Source organism: Cupriavidus sp. 94F1 (assembly GCF_057798875.1).
In genome coordinates this window covers 363580-378280 of record NZ_JBYOJT010000003.1, presented here as the reverse complement: position 1 = coordinate 378280, position 14701 = coordinate 363580, and the positions used below count along the sequence as shown (strand labels likewise).

14 protein-coding genes are annotated in these 14701 nt (G+C 66.6%); 3 read left to right on the top strand and 11 right to left on the bottom strand.

Annotation, left to right across the window (positions count from 1 at the left end; all coding sequences use genetic code 11):
• Positions 1 to 57: 57 nt before the first annotated feature.
• Both AC3FJ6_RS09465 and AC3FJ6_RS09460 read left to right on the top strand, forming a co-directional pair.
• Entirely contained in the window at positions 58 to 1032 is a 975-nt protein-coding gene (locus tag AC3FJ6_RS09465; protein WP_488771629.1) for a M14 family metallopeptidase, read from the top strand.
• Positions 1033 to 1325: 293 nt separating this feature from the next.
• A complete protein-coding gene (locus tag AC3FJ6_RS09460) occupies positions 1326 to 3338 on the top strand; it encodes a methyl-accepting chemotaxis protein (RefSeq protein WP_488771628.1) in 2013 nt (670 codons plus the stop codon).
• Positions 3339 to 3369: 31 nt separating this feature from the next.
• Here AC3FJ6_RS09460 and AC3FJ6_RS09455 read toward each other — a convergent pair whose 3' ends face one another.
• From AC3FJ6_RS09455 to rpmH, 11 genes are all read right to left on the bottom strand, one after another.
• Entirely contained in the window at positions 3370 to 3951 is a 582-nt protein-coding gene (locus tag AC3FJ6_RS09455) for an Sbal_3080 family lipoprotein (RefSeq protein ID WP_092600499.1), read from the bottom strand.
• Positions 3952 to 4182: 231 nt separating this feature from the next.
• Entirely contained in the window at positions 4183 to 4743 is a 561-nt protein-coding gene (locus AC3FJ6_RS09450; RefSeq protein WP_400397388.1) for an OB-fold protein, read from the bottom strand.
• Positions 4744 to 4828: 85 nt separating this feature from the next.
• Positions 4829 to 5416 (bottom strand): TetR/AcrR family transcriptional regulator, encoded by a 588-nt coding sequence (locus AC3FJ6_RS09445; RefSeq protein ID WP_488771627.1) that lies wholly within the window; start codon positions 5414 to 5416, stop codon positions 4829 to 4831.
• A 101-nt stretch (positions 5417 to 5517) separates the two neighbouring features.
• Positions 5518 to 6027 (bottom strand): hypothetical protein, encoded by a 510-nt coding sequence (locus tag AC3FJ6_RS09440; RefSeq protein WP_488771625.1) that lies wholly within the window; start codon positions 6025 to 6027, stop codon positions 5518 to 5520.
• On the bottom strand, positions 6024 to 7451 hold the full coding sequence (gene mnmE, locus AC3FJ6_RS09435) for a tRNA uridine-5-carboxymethylaminomethyl(34) synthesis GTPase MnmE (RefSeq protein WP_488771624.1): 1428 nt from the start codon (positions 7449 to 7451) through the stop codon (positions 6024 to 6026). The genes AC3FJ6_RS09440 and mnmE overlap by 4 nt, the downstream gene beginning before the upstream one ends.
• Positions 7452 to 7497: 46 nt before the next feature.
• A complete protein-coding gene (locus tag AC3FJ6_RS09430; protein WP_488771623.1) occupies positions 7498 to 8271 on the bottom strand; it encodes a CHAD domain-containing protein in 774 nt (257 codons plus the stop codon).
• A gap of 94 nt (positions 8272 to 8365) precedes the next feature.
• On the bottom strand, positions 8366 to 9136 hold the full coding sequence (gene tam, locus AC3FJ6_RS09425) for a trans-aconitate 2-methyltransferase (RefSeq protein ID WP_488771622.1): 771 nt from the start codon (positions 9134 to 9136) through the stop codon (positions 8366 to 8368).
• Between the two features lie 127 nt (positions 9137 to 9263).
• Entirely contained in the window at positions 9264 to 10940 is a 1677-nt protein-coding gene (gene yidC / locus AC3FJ6_RS09420; protein WP_488771621.1) for a membrane protein insertase YidC, read from the bottom strand.
• A gap of 22 nt (positions 10941 to 10962) precedes the next feature.
• Entirely contained in the window at positions 10963 to 11262 is a 300-nt protein-coding gene (gene yidD, locus AC3FJ6_RS09415) for a membrane protein insertion efficiency factor YidD (protein ID WP_153946232.1), read from the bottom strand.
• An 8-nt stretch (positions 11263 to 11270) separates the two neighbouring features.
• Entirely contained in the window at positions 11271 to 11717 is a 447-nt protein-coding gene (gene rnpA / locus AC3FJ6_RS09410) for a ribonuclease P protein component (RefSeq protein ID WP_488771620.1), read from the bottom strand.
• Between the two features lie 142 nt (positions 11718 to 11859).
• Positions 11860 to 11994 (bottom strand): 50S ribosomal protein L34, encoded by a 135-nt coding sequence (gene rpmH, locus AC3FJ6_RS09405; protein WP_008650850.1) that lies wholly within the window; start codon positions 11992 to 11994, stop codon positions 11860 to 11862.
• A gap of 862 nt (positions 11995 to 12856) precedes the next feature.
• Here rpmH and dnaA point away from each other — a divergent pair.
• Positions 12857 to 14578 (top strand): chromosomal replication initiator protein DnaA, encoded by a 1722-nt coding sequence (dnaA, locus tag AC3FJ6_RS09400; protein ID WP_488771619.1) that lies wholly within the window; start codon positions 12857 to 12859, stop codon positions 14576 to 14578.
• Positions 14579 to 14701: the final 123 nt, after the last annotated feature.

Genomic DNA, 14701 nt, shown 5'->3' with positions numbered 1-14701 from the left:
CAAGTCTGATAGGTGAGAACGATAGTTGCCCGCCCGCGGGCAGCCAAGGAAGTCCAGATGACACAGAGTGCCCCCGCCTTCGACGCCTATCCGGTCGAAGTCGAGTTTCCCGATATCCGGCCCTATGCCCAAGGCAACACCGGCATCGCCTACGTGCATACGTTCGACAGCGGCCTGCCGGGTCCGCATGTGATGGTCAATGCCCTCACGCACGGCAACGAGGTCTGCGGCGCGATTACCGTTGCAGGCCTGCTCGACCACGGCCTGCGGCCTCGGCGCGGCCGGCTGACGCTGGCCTTTGCCAATGTCGACGCGTATGCCACCTTCGACGCGGCCCGGCCCGACGCCTCGCGCTTTGTCGACCAGGATTTCAACCGCGTGTGGACGGCTACCGTGCTGGACGACCTGTCGCGCGATTCGTCCGAACTGCGCCGGGCGCGCGCCATGCGTCCGGTGATCGACACGGTGGACCTGCTGCTCGATCTGCATTCGATGCACGAGAAAAGCCGCCCGCTGATCGTATCGGGCCCGCTGGACAAGGGCATCGCGCTGTCGCGCGCCGTGGGGGCGCCGGCCGACATCATCGTCGACGAAGGTCACCCCGAAGGCCGCCGCATGCGCGACTACGCCGATTTTGGCGATGCCGCCAGCCCGCGCAATGCGCTGCTGATCGAATGCGGCCAGCACTGGGAGACCGCCGCCGTGGAGGTGGCGCGCGACAGCACCGCGCGCTTCCTGCTCAATGCCGGCATCATCGACGAAGCCGACCTGCCGGCCGGCTGGCTGCGGCCGCTGCCCGCCCAGCAGCGTGTGGTCCGCGTGACAGAGCCCGTGGTGGCCAGCAGCATGGACTTCCGGTTTGCGGGCCCCTACACCGGGCTCGAAACCTTTGCCGACGCCGGTACCGTGATCGGCTGGCGCGATGGCGAGCCGGTGACCACGCCGTACGCCAACTGCGTACTGGTCATGCCGTCGCTGCGCCAGCTGCGTCCCGGCGTCACGGTCGTCCGCCTGGGACAGCTCGAAAGCTGAGCCACGGCGCGACAGGAAAAATCCGAAAAACCACGCCCACGATAAAAGCACTGAAACGGGTTGCATAGCGGTGTTTCAGCGGTCAGCACCGGCAAGCGGTCCCCACAAGAGGTCGCGCCCGGTGCCCGCTTTTCCTGTCATGCCGTGATATATGTGGCGACGGCTAGATTAAGCATTTCTTTAATTCAAGGGTGTTGTCTCGTCATCCGATAACTGCGATGTGACGATCTGCCGTCAGAGCGGACGTCGCCCGTGCGTCATAACGGCGCATGGCGTTATTCACGGAGCGCCCCTTGTCTTCTACCTCATCCCTTACCCTGCCCCGGCAGGCTGCGGCGGACCGCGTGCGCGCGGTTGCCGGCAGTTGGAGCATCGGCACGCGCATTGCGCTGGTTGTGCTGGCTGTTCAGATCATTGCCTTCTGTGCGTTCTCGCTGGCGCTGTCGTTGAGCAGCATGAACCAGCTCGAATCGCAGGCCCGCGACGCCATCGGCGCCGAAAGCCAGACCCTGCGCGAACTGGTGGCCCAGCTCGATGACACCATGCTGCAGGAGGCCGACCGCTTCCTGCTGAACTTTGCGTCGGTGCTGCCCGGCCCGTACGCGGTGGACCCGTCCCAGACCATCGAAGTGTCGGGCAAGGCCACGCCGGCCTTCCGTAGCGGCGACCTGCTGCTGAACAACAGCTTCGAGGTGCCGGATCGCTTTTTCGCCAATACCGGCGGCGTCGTGGCCACCGTGTTCGCCCGCACTGGCGACGACTACGTTCGCGTGACGACGTCGCTCAAGAAGCAGGACGGACAGCGCGCGGTGGGCACGCTCCTGGACCGCACCAGCCCGGCCTATGCCGCGGTGGCGTCGGGCAAGTCGTACCGATCGCTGGCCTGGCTGTTCGGCAAGCCCTATATGAGCAAGTACGAGCCCGTGCGCGACGCCGCAGGCAAGATCGTTGGCGCGCTGTACGTGGGCGTGAACGTCGAGGCCGAACTGGCCGCGCTGAAGAACCGCATCCGCCGCAAGACGATTGGCGCCGACGGCCAGTTCATCGTCATCGATGCCAAGGCCGGCGCCGACCAGGGCAAGATCCTGGTGGACCGCTCGGGCTCCGAAGGTACGGTGCAGATCGACGCCAGGGACGCCGACGGCAAGCCGTGGATTCGCGACATGATCGCCGGCAGGGACGGTGCCGTGGTCGGCACGGTGGCCATCGGCAACAGCGCGCCCGCCGAACGGCTGACCGCCTTCGTGACCTACCCCGAATGGCAATGGCTGATCGCGGGCACGGTGCCGATGGCTTCGCTGCGCGATGGACTCGTGGCCAGCCGCAACCGCTTCCTGGCGTTTGGCCTGCTGGTGGCGCTGGCCGTGTCGGCCGCGTTCTGGTGGCTGCTGCGCCGGATGGTCAGCCATCCGCTGGGCGAGGCCGCCGACGCGGCGGGCCGGCTGGCGTCGGGCGACCTGACCGCGCGCCTGGATACGCGCCGCAACGACGAGATCGGCCAGCTGATGCGTGCCATCGACGGCGTGGGCCAGGGCCTGACCGGCATCGTCGACAAGGTGCGCAGCAGCATTGGCGCCATCGCCGGCAGCACCAGCCAGATTGCCAGCGGCAATGCCGATCTGTCCGCGCGGACGGCGTCGCAGGCCGGCAGCCTGGAACGCACGGTGGCCAGCATCGAGCAGCTGTCCGCCACGGTGAAGCAGAACGCCGACAACGCGCACGACGCCAACGCGGCCGTGGCCAGCGCCGCCGATGCAGCGCGCGCGGGCGGCAGCACGGTGGGCCGCGTGGTGGGCACCATGGCCGACATTCATCGCAACGCGCAGCAGGTGGTGGACATCATCGGCATGATCGACGGCATCGCGTTCCAGACCAACATCCTGGCGCTCAACGCCGCCGTGGAAGCCGCGCGTGCGGGCGAGCACGGGCGCGGCTTTGCCGTGGTGGCTGGCGAGGTGCGCGGCCTGGCGCAGCGCAGTGCCAGTGCGGCGGGCGAGATCAAGCAACTGATCGAACGGACCGTGGCGGATCTGAAGAGCGGTAACGAGGCCGTGCAGCAGGCCGGAACGGCCATCGACGACGTGGTGCGCCGCGTGGAAGGCATTGCGGCACTGATGGGCGATATCAGCGTGGCATCGCGCGAGCAGTCACAGGGGCTGGCCCAGGTCAGCGGTGCCGTGGCCGAGATGGACGGGGTCACGCAGCAGAACGCGGCCCTGGTCGAAGAGGCGGCCGCTGCGGCCGAAAGCCTGCACCACCAGGCGCAGGAATTGCGCCAGGCGGTGGAGGTATTCCGGCTGGCCTGACCAGCCGGCGCTTCCCGGTAGCCCCTCGGCGTCAGGCCGCGGGGGCTGCTGCCGGTGCCGGGGCGGGCGACGCCTGGGCCGGCGCCGGCTGGGGCTTCAGGCCCGGGAACAGCCGGTCGACCAGTTCCTCGATCTTGGCATCGGGCTGGATCAGATGGCTCAGGTTGATGCCGCCCGCGCTGCGGTTGGCATTGAAGACGGCCTTGCCCACACGCTCGCCGTTGCGGAACACGGTGATATCGGCCGATACCAGGAACGGCGTGATGTAGGTCTGGCGCTGGGCCGTGTAGACGGCCGTCATCGGGCACGACGCCACCGACGAATACGGCGGCAGCATCTTCACCTCGAAGTTGCGCGCCCGCAGCGAGTTGGCAAAATCTTCCACATATGCGTTGCCATTGACCTGGTGGGTGATCACGCAGAACAGCGCGCCATCGGCGCCCACCACGCGATTGCCGTCCACGCGAAACTGCGCCGGACCGCCATAGGCGCCGTTCTGGTAGCCGGCGATCGGGTCGACCTGGTCTGCGCGGTCGACCGGCGTCACGCTCTGGTAGGTGGAACAGCCCGTGGCCAGCAGGGCCAGCGTGGCGGCTATCGTTGCTCTCTTCATCTTGGATCCTGGATGCGCGTCGGCGAGGGTGCCGGCCGTCCGGGTCCGCTTCAGACTTCGAGCGAGGCGGTTCAGGGACGCATTGCCGGCAGCATGCCTGCGTAATGTAGGCGTGCCGGCGGGCAGTCAATGCGGGGAACAGCGGGCGACAGATGCCGCAAATCGCAAAAGTGCCTCACAAATCATGCGTGGGGCACCGCCAGCCCGGATGAGAAGGGCCGGGCCGTTGCGTCAGTTCGCGCCGCCCCGGAGCAGGCACTCGGACAGCAACGGGGTGCCGCCTTCGCCCTGGCCCGCCCCCGTACATTCGACGGCCACCTTCTGGCCGCGCCGGACCATCGTGGCACGGGCTTCGACTTCGCAGGCGCGCGTGCCCGGGCCGCAGATCTGCTGGCGCAGCAGCGCCGCGCGGACCACCTGGCCGGGGTTGTCGGTACGGATTTCCAGCACCAGGTTGTCGCCGTCGCGACGCACGCCACTGGCCACGCCTTCGACGATGAAATAGCGGCCGCGATAGCGGTCGTCCGCCGCGGCGGCGTCGCTGCGATAGTCGTCGGCCAGACCGTCTGCCTGGTACTGGGGCAGCAAATCGGCGGGGCGGTTGGGATCGATGCTGATCGGATCGAGCGTGCCGTTGCGCGGAATGCCGCGCGGCACGCTGGCGGGCTCGTCGGGAGCGGAGACGGAGGCAAGCGGCGCGGTGTCGTGCTTCTCATTGCCAACGAACCACAGCAGGAAAAGGACGACGACAGCAACAACGGCGATCAGGATTTGTCTGGTGCGGCTCAACATCGGGCGGGCTTCAGGGGGCTTCAGGGGGCGTCGGACCGGAATGCGGCACGGCGAGGTCCGCCAGTGTAGCGCGCCCGGCGCGGCGTCAGCCTTCCGCCAGCAGCCGGGCCCGGGTGGCGGCGAGAATCTCGTTGGAAAGCGGCGTGCCTTGCGTGGCCCGCGACAGGATCAACGCGCCGGCCAGCGTGGCCATCTGTGCCAGGGCCGCACTGCGGCGTGTGTCGGCATCGGCATCGGGCTGCACCTCGGCCAGGATGTCGATCAACGTCTCCAGCCCTTCGTGGAAGGCGGCGCGCACGGGCTTGTCGTCGGCCTCGCGGGCCACGTCGTTGGCCAGCGCCGCCACCGCGCAGCCGGTGCCCGCGTTGTTCCGGTTGCGGGTGGAAAGGTAGGCCTCGATCAGCGACGACAGCGCCGTGGCGTGGTCCGGCGCCTCATTGACGCGCTTGCGCCAGCGCGCTTCGGATTCCTCGAACGCCCGGGTACAGGCGATGGCTGCGAGCGCGTCCTTCGATTCGAAATGGCCGTAGAAGCCACCATGCGTGAGTCCGGCGGCGCCCATCAGGTCTGCCACGCTGATGCCGTGGAAGCCCTGCTCGCGAAACAGCCGCGACGACACCTGCTCAATGATGGCGCGGTTCTTCTCCGCTTCCGCTTTCGATACGCGGGGCATGATCAACTCCAGATGGCAATGGGGACGATGGTCCGCCACATCGCCATGCAAGTCAACGCGACGGCATGGAGGCTGCCTTCACTCACGATGCCATCGACGCATCACACGATGGTCGGCCCCCCACTACCCAGCGCCGCCAGGTACTGCGCGGCGGTGTACGGCGTGGGCTGGCCCTGCCGGGCCAGAAAGACATGCCGCAGGATCTCGCCCTGCTGTTCCAGCTTGTACTGGGAGAGCGCCTTGCCCGATTCCAGCCGGTACCGGTACTGGTTGAAGCCGCAGAAATGCCGCATCTGCTCCAGCCCGCCGCGCACCAGCACGTTGATGCCCCGCTGGTGCTGCCACACATGCGCCATCTCGTGGATGAACAGCCCCTGCATCGCCAGCCCCGCCGCACTGAAGTCGGTCAGCCCGCGCAGCTTGCGGCCCAGGTAGATGTGACCATCGGGCGTGATGATGTAGTTCGCACCCTGCCAGAAGACAAAGTTGCGATGGTGAATGCGGACAACGGCGTAGTCGATGGCATCGCCGAAGACAGAGCGGGCGAGGGATTGTTCGCCGGGGGTGAGGGGGCGGCCTGTACTCGCCGTCGAAGGCTGACCCGCACTCACTTCCCAATACAGAACCGCGTAAAGATCGTCCCCAGCAAGTCGTCGCTGGTGAACTCGCCGGTGATGCTGTTCAGGTGGTCCTGCGCAAGCCGGAGTTCTTCGGCGAAGAGGTCCAGGGCCTGGGCGTTTTGCTCGGCGCGTTCGACGGCGCAGTCCAGGTGCGACTGTGCGTTGCGGAGCGCGGTCAGGTGGCGTTCGCGGGCCAGGAAGGTGCCTTCGTTGCCCGACTGCCAGCCGATCAGGCGCAGCAGTTCACGGCGCATCAGGTCGATGCCGGCCCCGGTGCGCGCCGAGATCCAGATCTCGGTGGGGTTCGGGCCGTTGGCGGCCACCACGTGCGGGCGGTTGCCGCCGAAGCCCATCTGGCCGGCCGCCGGCGCCACGTCGATCTTGTTGACCACGCGCACGATCGGCGATCCCGGCGGCAACTGGCCGCTCAGGCGGTCGTCGATGTGATCGTCGATTTCCGAAATGCCGTGTTCCAGGTAGTCGGCCGCGTCCACCAGGTGCAGCACGATGTCGGCGCGGCGGATCGCGTCCCAGGTGCGTTCGATGCCGATGCGTTCCACCTCGTCGGCGGCATCGTCGCGCAGCCCGGCGGTGTCGATGATATGCAGCGGGATGCCGTCGATCTGGATGGTTTCGCGCACGCGGTCGCGCGTGGTGCCGGCGATTGGCGTGACGATGGCCAGCTCCGCACCCGCCAGCGCATTGAGCAGCGACGACTTGCCAACGTTAGGCTGCCCGGCCAGCACCACCGACAGCCCCTCACGCAGCAGCGACCCCTGCCGCGCCTGCTTGAGCACGCCAGCCAGGCTTTCGCGAATGCGCGTGAGCTGGCCGCGTGCGTCTGACGCTTCCAGGAAGTCGATTTCTTCCTCGGGGAAGTCGAGCGTGGCTTCCACCAGCATGCGCAGGTGGATGACCTGTTCGACCAGCGCGTGGATGGCCCGCGAGAACTCGCCCTCCATCGAGCGCGCTGCCGAACGGGCGGCGGCCTCGGTGCTGGCTTCGATCAGGTCGGCCACGGCCTCGGCCTGCGCCAGGTCGAGTTTGTCGTTCAGGAACGCGCGGCGCGTGAATTCGCCGGGCTCGGCCACGCGCAGTCCGATGTCCTTGCCGGCTTCCAGGCAGCGCGCCAGCAGCATCTGCATCACCACGGGTCCGCCGTGGCCCTGCAGTTCCAGCACTTCCTCGCCGGTGTAGGAATTGGGTGCCGGGAAGTACAGCGCCAGGCCGTGGTCGATGACCTTGCCGTGGCCGTCCAGGAACGGCAGGTAGGTGGCATGGCGCGGCTGCAGCGCGCGGCCGCAGACGGCGCGCATGACGCTGCCGACATCGGGGCCGGATACGCGCACGACGCCGATGCCGCCGCGGCCCGGTGCGGTGGCGATGGCGGCGATGGGAAGCTGGGTTGCTGTCATGTGCGGTATTGTCGCAGATCGCCCAGCCGGCAGGATGGGCCGCGGCTCATGCCGGCGCGTCGCCCGGGGGATCGACGGACAGGCACTCGCACAGCAGCCGCCGCGCCACGGCACCGTCGATCACGGCGCCAAGTTCCGACTGCCGCGCCACGAGCTTCTTGCGCAGGCGTTTGCGATAGCGGCCGGGCAAGACGTCCGACAGCGCCTCGATCGCATAGCGCAGCCGCTTGTTGCCGATGCGCAGCTTGTGGACGTGTTCGGTCTTCCCGTCCCGGGCGATGCGAGCCCGCTCTCGAACCTTGTCGCGCGCCTTGCGGATCCGCTTGGGTGCGAAATTCTCCAGCCGGCCCTTGGCATCCTGTTCCGACAGATGCAGCAGGTCGCGTTTCAACGTGGGGAGCGGGCATTGCCGGTAACGTGACAGTTTTGTCATCATCTCGGCGTGGGCGATCGTACGTCTGGCCTGGGCGGTGTCGATCAGTGCCACCAGCATGGCGTCTTCCGGCTGCTTCACCAGGGCCGGGGCCAGGGTCTCGGCGATAAAGACGTCCCAGTCGCGCACATTGCCGGCGGCGTCGGCGACATCGTGCAGCACCTGTTTCCAGCGGGCCTTTACCTGGCCCTGCAGCACGGGCCCGAACGCCCATGCCACGGCACGAAGATGACGGACGGCGACGCGCAGCGCGTGGACATCCTCGACCTCGTCGCGATGCTGCAGTGCGTCCAGGCGATCGTGAACGGCCCTCAGGCCCGCTTCGCCCAAGGCAACGAACGCGGCGGCGGGACGCATTTTCCGGTGCAGCACAGGCTGACGGCTCATTGCGATGTCTCTGAAGTGGAAAGAGAGTTACTGCGCAACGTCCGTCTAGTGTAGGCGATGGCGCACGCCGCCGCCGTCCACCGCCGTCTGATTCCTAACGCGTCGCCACGATGAACACGCGCGGGAACGGCAGCAGCACGGTGCCGTCGGGCATGGCGGGAAACACCTTGGCCAGCGCGGCTTCGTACTGCCGCAGGTATTCGGCGCACTCGGCCTCGTCCAGCGGCGCCAGGAAGGGCCGCAGGCCGCTGCCCTTGAACCATTCGACAACCGCGGCCGCCCCGCCCTTGAGCGGATGCTGGTAGATCGTGCGCCAGATATCCACGCGCGAGCAGTGTGGCTTGAGCTGTTCGTAATACCAGCGTTCCGATGCCAGTGCGGTGCGGGCATCGGCGGCGGCCGCCAGCTTGGGCGCCCAGGGGCCGTTCAGCGCCGTTTCGCGCATCAGCAGGTGCGGCGGCTCGTTGAGGTTGTCCGGCATCTGCACGGCCAGGCTGCCGCCCGGCGCAAGCTTGCGGACCAGCGACGGGAACAGCGTGGCGTGATCGGGCACCCACTGAAACACCGCATTGGCCAGGATCACGTCCCAGGGGCCGCCATCGGCCCATTGCGTGACGTCGGCGATCTCGAAACGCAGGTTTGGCAGCCGCTTGCGCGCGGCGGCGATCATGTCGGCGTCGCTGTCCAGGCCGGCGACCTCGGCGCCGCCGTAGCGGGCCGCCAGCACCTCGGTCGAGTTGCCGGGCCCGCAGCCGATGTCGACCACGCGCACGGCGTTGGCGGTGGGGATGGCCCCGACCAGATCCCGCACCGGGCGGGTCCGTTCATCCTCGAATTGCACGTACTGGCTGGCCGACCACGTCATGGAGTATCCCCTTGTCCTGTTAATGGGCTCGAGTCTTATATAAGACATAAGACTGCAAGCATACGCCGAAAAAGAAAAACCCGGCTGGCAGCCGGGTTTTTCGTGGGTCGGGTTTGCAACCGCCGGATCAGCTCTTGGCCACCGCCGCGGTCTTGCCCTTGCCGAGCATGCGGTTGATCTGCCACTGCTGGGCGATCGACAGGATGTTGTTCACAACCCAGTACAGCACCAGGCCGGCCGGGAAGAAGAAGAACATGAACGAGAACACCAGCGGCATGATCATCATGACCTTGGCCTGGACGGGGTCCGGCGGCGTCGGGTTCAGCTTGGTCTGCACGAACATCGACACGGCCATCACGATCGGCAGGATGTAGAACGGATCCGGCACCGAGAGGTCATGAATCCAGCCCAGCCACGGCGCACCGCGCATTTCCACCGACGACAGCAGCACCCAGTACAGCGCGATGAACACCGGGATCTGGATCACGATGGGCAGGCAGCCGCCGAGCGGATTGACCTTCTCGGTGCGGTACAGCGCCATCATTTCCTGGTTCATCTTCTGCGGATCGCCCTTGTAGCGTTCGCGGATGGCCGTCATGCGCGGCTGCAGGTCCTTCATCTTGCCCATCGACTTGTAGCTGGCAGCCGACAGCGGGAAGAACACCAGCTTGATCAGCACGGTCAGCGCGATGATCGACCAGCCCCAGTTGTTCAGGAAGCCGTGCAGCTTTTCCAGCAGCCAGAACAGCGGCTTGGCCAGGATGGTCAGCCAGCCGTAGTCCTTCACCAGTTCCAGCCCCGGCGTGATCTGCTCGAGCATGCGCTCTTCCTGCGGGCCGGCGAACAGGCGGGCATCGGTGCTCACCGTGGCGCCCGGCGCCAGCTGGCCCAGCGGCTGCTGGATACCCACGCGGTACAGGTTCGGGTCGATCTGCTCGGCGTAGAAGCTGTGCTGCTTGCCGTTCTGCGGAATCCAGGCCGACGCGAAGTAGTGCTGCACCATCGCCACCCAGCCGTTGTCGGTGGCGGTCGGCACGGAGGCCTTGCCCTTGGCGATGTCGTCGAACGTGATCTTGTGGTACTTGTCGGCGTTCGTGTAGATGGCCGGGCCCGTGAACGTGCTGTAGAACTGCGACTGTTCCACCTTGGTGCCGTCACGTGCCAGTTCCAGATACAGCGTCGGCGAAACCGGCGCGGTGCCGGTGTTCGTCGCGTCGAAGCGGGCGTCGACCACGTAGCTGCCCTTGCGGAACGTGTAGGTCTTCACGAACTTCACGCCGCTCTTTTCGGCGGTCAGCACGAGGTCGAGCTTGTCCTGGCCCGGTGCCAGCGAGCGGGCACCCGGGGCGGCCGTGAACACCGTGGTGTGGTTCGGCAGGTCGCCGCCGATCAGGCCCGAGCGCGCCAGATAAGTGCGCTGTGCATCACGTTCGAACAGTACAACGGGCTTGCCGTCCTTCTCGTGCTCGTTGAGCAGTTCCAGCCGCGACAGGATGCCGCCTGCGGTGTCGATCTCGGCACGCACTTCGTCAGTGGTGACGATGACCTTCTCGCCAGTGGGCTGGGCAGCCGCCTGCGGCGCGCCCGGCACGGCGCCCGGGGCCGACGCGCTGGTGGCGTTGGCCTTGGGCACGTCACCCTGCGCCGTGGCGCCGCTTGCGCCAGCGGCCGGGGCGGCCTGCTGTTGCGTGTTGGCGCTCGGGAAGAACATCGACGCGTGGCCGTTGGCGCGCTGCCAGTTGTCGTAGAGCAGCACGAGGGACATCGAGAAGATGACCCACAGGATGGTGCGTTTGATATCCATGTCTCGCTATGGTCTGGGGGAATCAGGGTCTGGGAAGCCGGACCGTGATGGACGGGCGGGCGGATGCGGTGGCTGCGGGAGGCACCGCTGAGGCCTTTCCGTGTACTACAGGCTCGGGCACGGGATCATACCCGCCCTTTGCGAAAGGATGGCAACGGCAGAGTCTGCACGCGGTCATCCACGTGCCACGCGCGGGGCCATGGCTGATGATGGCGTCGCGGGCATAGTCGGAACACGTTGGCAGGAAGCGGCACTGCGAGCCCAGGTAAGGACTCAGGGCGATCTTGTAGACGCGCAGCAGGGCAAGCAGGATTCGCTTCATGATGATGATCAGGCAGGCGCGGGTGGCGCGGCAGGTGCGGCCGACGCAGGCGGCTCGCCGGATGCCGGGACGGTTGGCGCCGGTGGCAGCGGCCGGGCAGCCACGTCCAGCAGGCTGCCCAGTTCGGCCTGGCAGGCTCGCCGTATGGCCGACCGGCTGGCAAAGTCCGCACGCGGAAACTTTGCCTGCAGCCGCAACAGGATATCGCGGCCCGCGAATTGGTCCTGCCGGCTGCGAAACAGTTCCCGCACCATGCGCTTCACCAGGTTGCGCTCCGCGGCACGCGGCGCGAACTTCTTGCCTACGACGATGCCCAGCCGGGCCTGCGGCTGGCCATTGGCCCGCACGTACAGCACGAAATGCGTACTGCGACGCCGGGGCCGCAAAGCAAAAACGGATGAAAATTCATCCGTCTTTGTCAGCCTCGCGGCTTTGGGAAAGGCATGGGTCGACACGCTGGTCAAAGCTAGCGGACAAGCCGGGCTTCGGCGGCGGCGGTCCTGGCCATCCTGAGTGCGAGGCGCTGGACCGGACAACGGGGGCAACGCGGACGACGAACCGTCACGCTGCCTGCCATCCGGGCCGGTCGCCCGGCCCTCAGATTGCCAGGCGCTTGCGGCCCTTGGCGCGGCGGGCGTTGATCACGGCACGGCCGCCGCGGGTCTTCATGCGCACGCGGAAACCATGGGTACGCTTGCGGCGGGTAACGGAAGGTTGGTAGGTACGTTTCATGTTGCACTCTCTGGTTGATCCGGGCTTTCCGGGCGCCGGCCGTTGCCGGGACGCCTTGGCCGCCGCGTATGGTTCGCATGGGGCTGCCGCAATGCAGACGCTCGGTATCTGTTGAGGTTGCTGCGGCGATGCCGACGATTCTGGTTCTGTCTTGCTGCCGGCCGCCGCTGGCCCTTGGCCGTATGGGCCGGGGGCGCTGGCGGGGATCAGGCCGCTTGCCTGATGCCGCACATGTTTGACATGTGGCGGTACGGGCCAGACCCGGCGATGCGCATACGTGATCCCCTGCCGCATCGCAGAACCCGCCATTTAACCGATTTTCGACGCGAGTGTCAAGGCGCCGGACAGCCACTTCCGGCATGCGCGCGACATGTGCGGCGCAAGCCCCTGTCAACTGCAGTGCTCCATTGTCCACAACAATCGGTGGGTAACTCTGTGGGTATTCCCGGTCACCTATCGGTGGTAGCCCAGCGGGTCAAGTCCTTGTTTTCGATGGATTATTGGGCGGCGAAGGCCTTTGTCTGGCGCGCCTCCCGCGTCGGTTGTGCACACAAATCCACTGAATTTTCACAACTTGTCCACAGGGTTATCCTTTGTGGATAACTTGGGGCGGGGGGTACAATCCGGGTCCAAACACTACACGGGCCGCGTGGCGCACGCGCAACCCGGGTCTGCCTGCCTCGGTATACCGCGACGTATACCCGATCTAGTTGCCGTTTCGATGCACTGCATTCGTGGACGGCCTATTGCCTTTCGCCGTCGGGAAATGACGCGCAAGGCATGTGCAGGGGCCCGGAACGCAAGCGCCGCGTCCACCCGTGACGTGGCATCGGCACGATGGCACGGTCACTCAGAAGAACACATGCAAGATTTCTGGCAGGCAGCAGCCGCGCAACTCGAGCGCGAACTGACGCCCCAACAATTCAAAACCTGGATCAAGCCGTTGGCGCCCGTCGCCTTCGACGAGGAAGCGCATGCGCTGCGGATTGCCGCGCCCAACCGCTTCAAGCTCGACTGGGTCAAGAGCCAGTTTTCGGGGCGGATCACCGCGCTTGCGTGCGAATACTGGGAAACGCAGGTTAGCGTTCACTTCGTTCTAGACCCCGCGGCCTCGGGCCGTGCGGCCACTTATACGCAACAAGCCATGCAGCAGGGCGGCCACGATGGCATGACGTCCGCTGCAATGGGTACGGGCGGCGGCGCCTATCCCGGCGCCTCGGCAGGCATGCCGGGCCAGGCCTATGGTCACGCGCCGGCGCCGCATCCGCAGTCGCTCCAGCCGGGCGGCTATCACGAGCACGCCGGCCAGCCGAACGGCGGCCAGCCTGGCTATGGCGCGCCGGCCGGCCAGGTGCCCTACCCGGCCGGCCCCGGCGGCATGCCGCATCGCGGCGCGGCGCCGACCGGGCATCCGCTGCAGGCGGCCTCCAATATGCCGATGCAGGACATGGGCGACATCGACGTGGCCCAGATGGATGCGTCCGAAGCCAGCGCGCGTTCCTATCGCGTGCCGGCCCAGCAGCCGGCCGCGGCCGGCACGCAGCCGACCGACACGGTGCACGAGCGTTCGCGCCTGAACCCGATCCTGACGTTCGACAACTTCGTGACCGGCAAGGCCAACCAGCTGGCCCGCGCCGCGGCCATCCAGGTGGCCAACAACCCGGGCAAGTCGTACAACCCGCTCTACCTGTATGGCGGCGTCGGCCTGGGCAAGACCCACCTGATCCATGCCATCGGCAACTTCATGCTGATGGAGAACCCGCGCGCGCGCATCCGCTATATCCATGCCGAGCAATACGTGTCGGACGTCGTGAAGGCCTATCAGCGGAAGGCGTTCGACGAGTTCAAGCGGTATTACCACTCGCTCGACCTGCTGCTGATCGACGATATTCAGTTTTTCTCGGGCAAGAACCGCACGCAGGAAGAATTCTTCTACGCGTTCGAGGCGCTGATCGCCAACCGCGCGCAGGTGATCATCACCAGCGATACGTATCCGAAGGAAATCACCGGCATCGATGACCGGCTGATCTCGCGCTTTGACTCCGGCCTGACCGTGGCGATCGAGCCGCCCGAGCTGGAAATGCGCGTGGCCATCCTGATGAAGAAGGCCGCCGCCGAGAACGTGAGCGTGCCGGAAGAAGTGGCATTCTTCGTCGCCAAGCACCTGCGCTCCAACGTGCGCGAACTGGAAGGCGCGCTGCGCAAGATCCTGGCGTTCTCGAACTTCCACGGCAAGGACATCACGATCGAGGTTACGCGCGAGGCGCTCAAGGACCTGCTGACCGTGCAGAACCGCCAGATCTCGGTGGAAAACATCCAGAAGACCTGCGCCGACTTCTACAACATCAAGGTCGCGGACATGTACTCGAAGAAGCGGCCGGCCAATATTGCGCGGCCGCGCCAGATCGCGATGTACCTGGCCAAGGAACTGACGCAGAAGAGCCTGCCGGAAATCGGCGAGCTGTTCGGCGGACGCGACCACACCACGGTGCTGCATGCCGTGCGCAAGATCGCCGACGAGCGTGGCAAGGACGCGCAGCTGAACCACGAGCTGCACGTGCTGGAACAGACGCTCAAGGGCTGATTCGCGGGAATTGCAGGGCGGCCTTGCCGGGCTGGCATACTACTGGGTGCGCGTCCGGCGGCAAGCGGGCGCCAGAGCAACTGTTGCATCGCGGGAAACCGGCCTCAGATAAGGCTTTGCGGT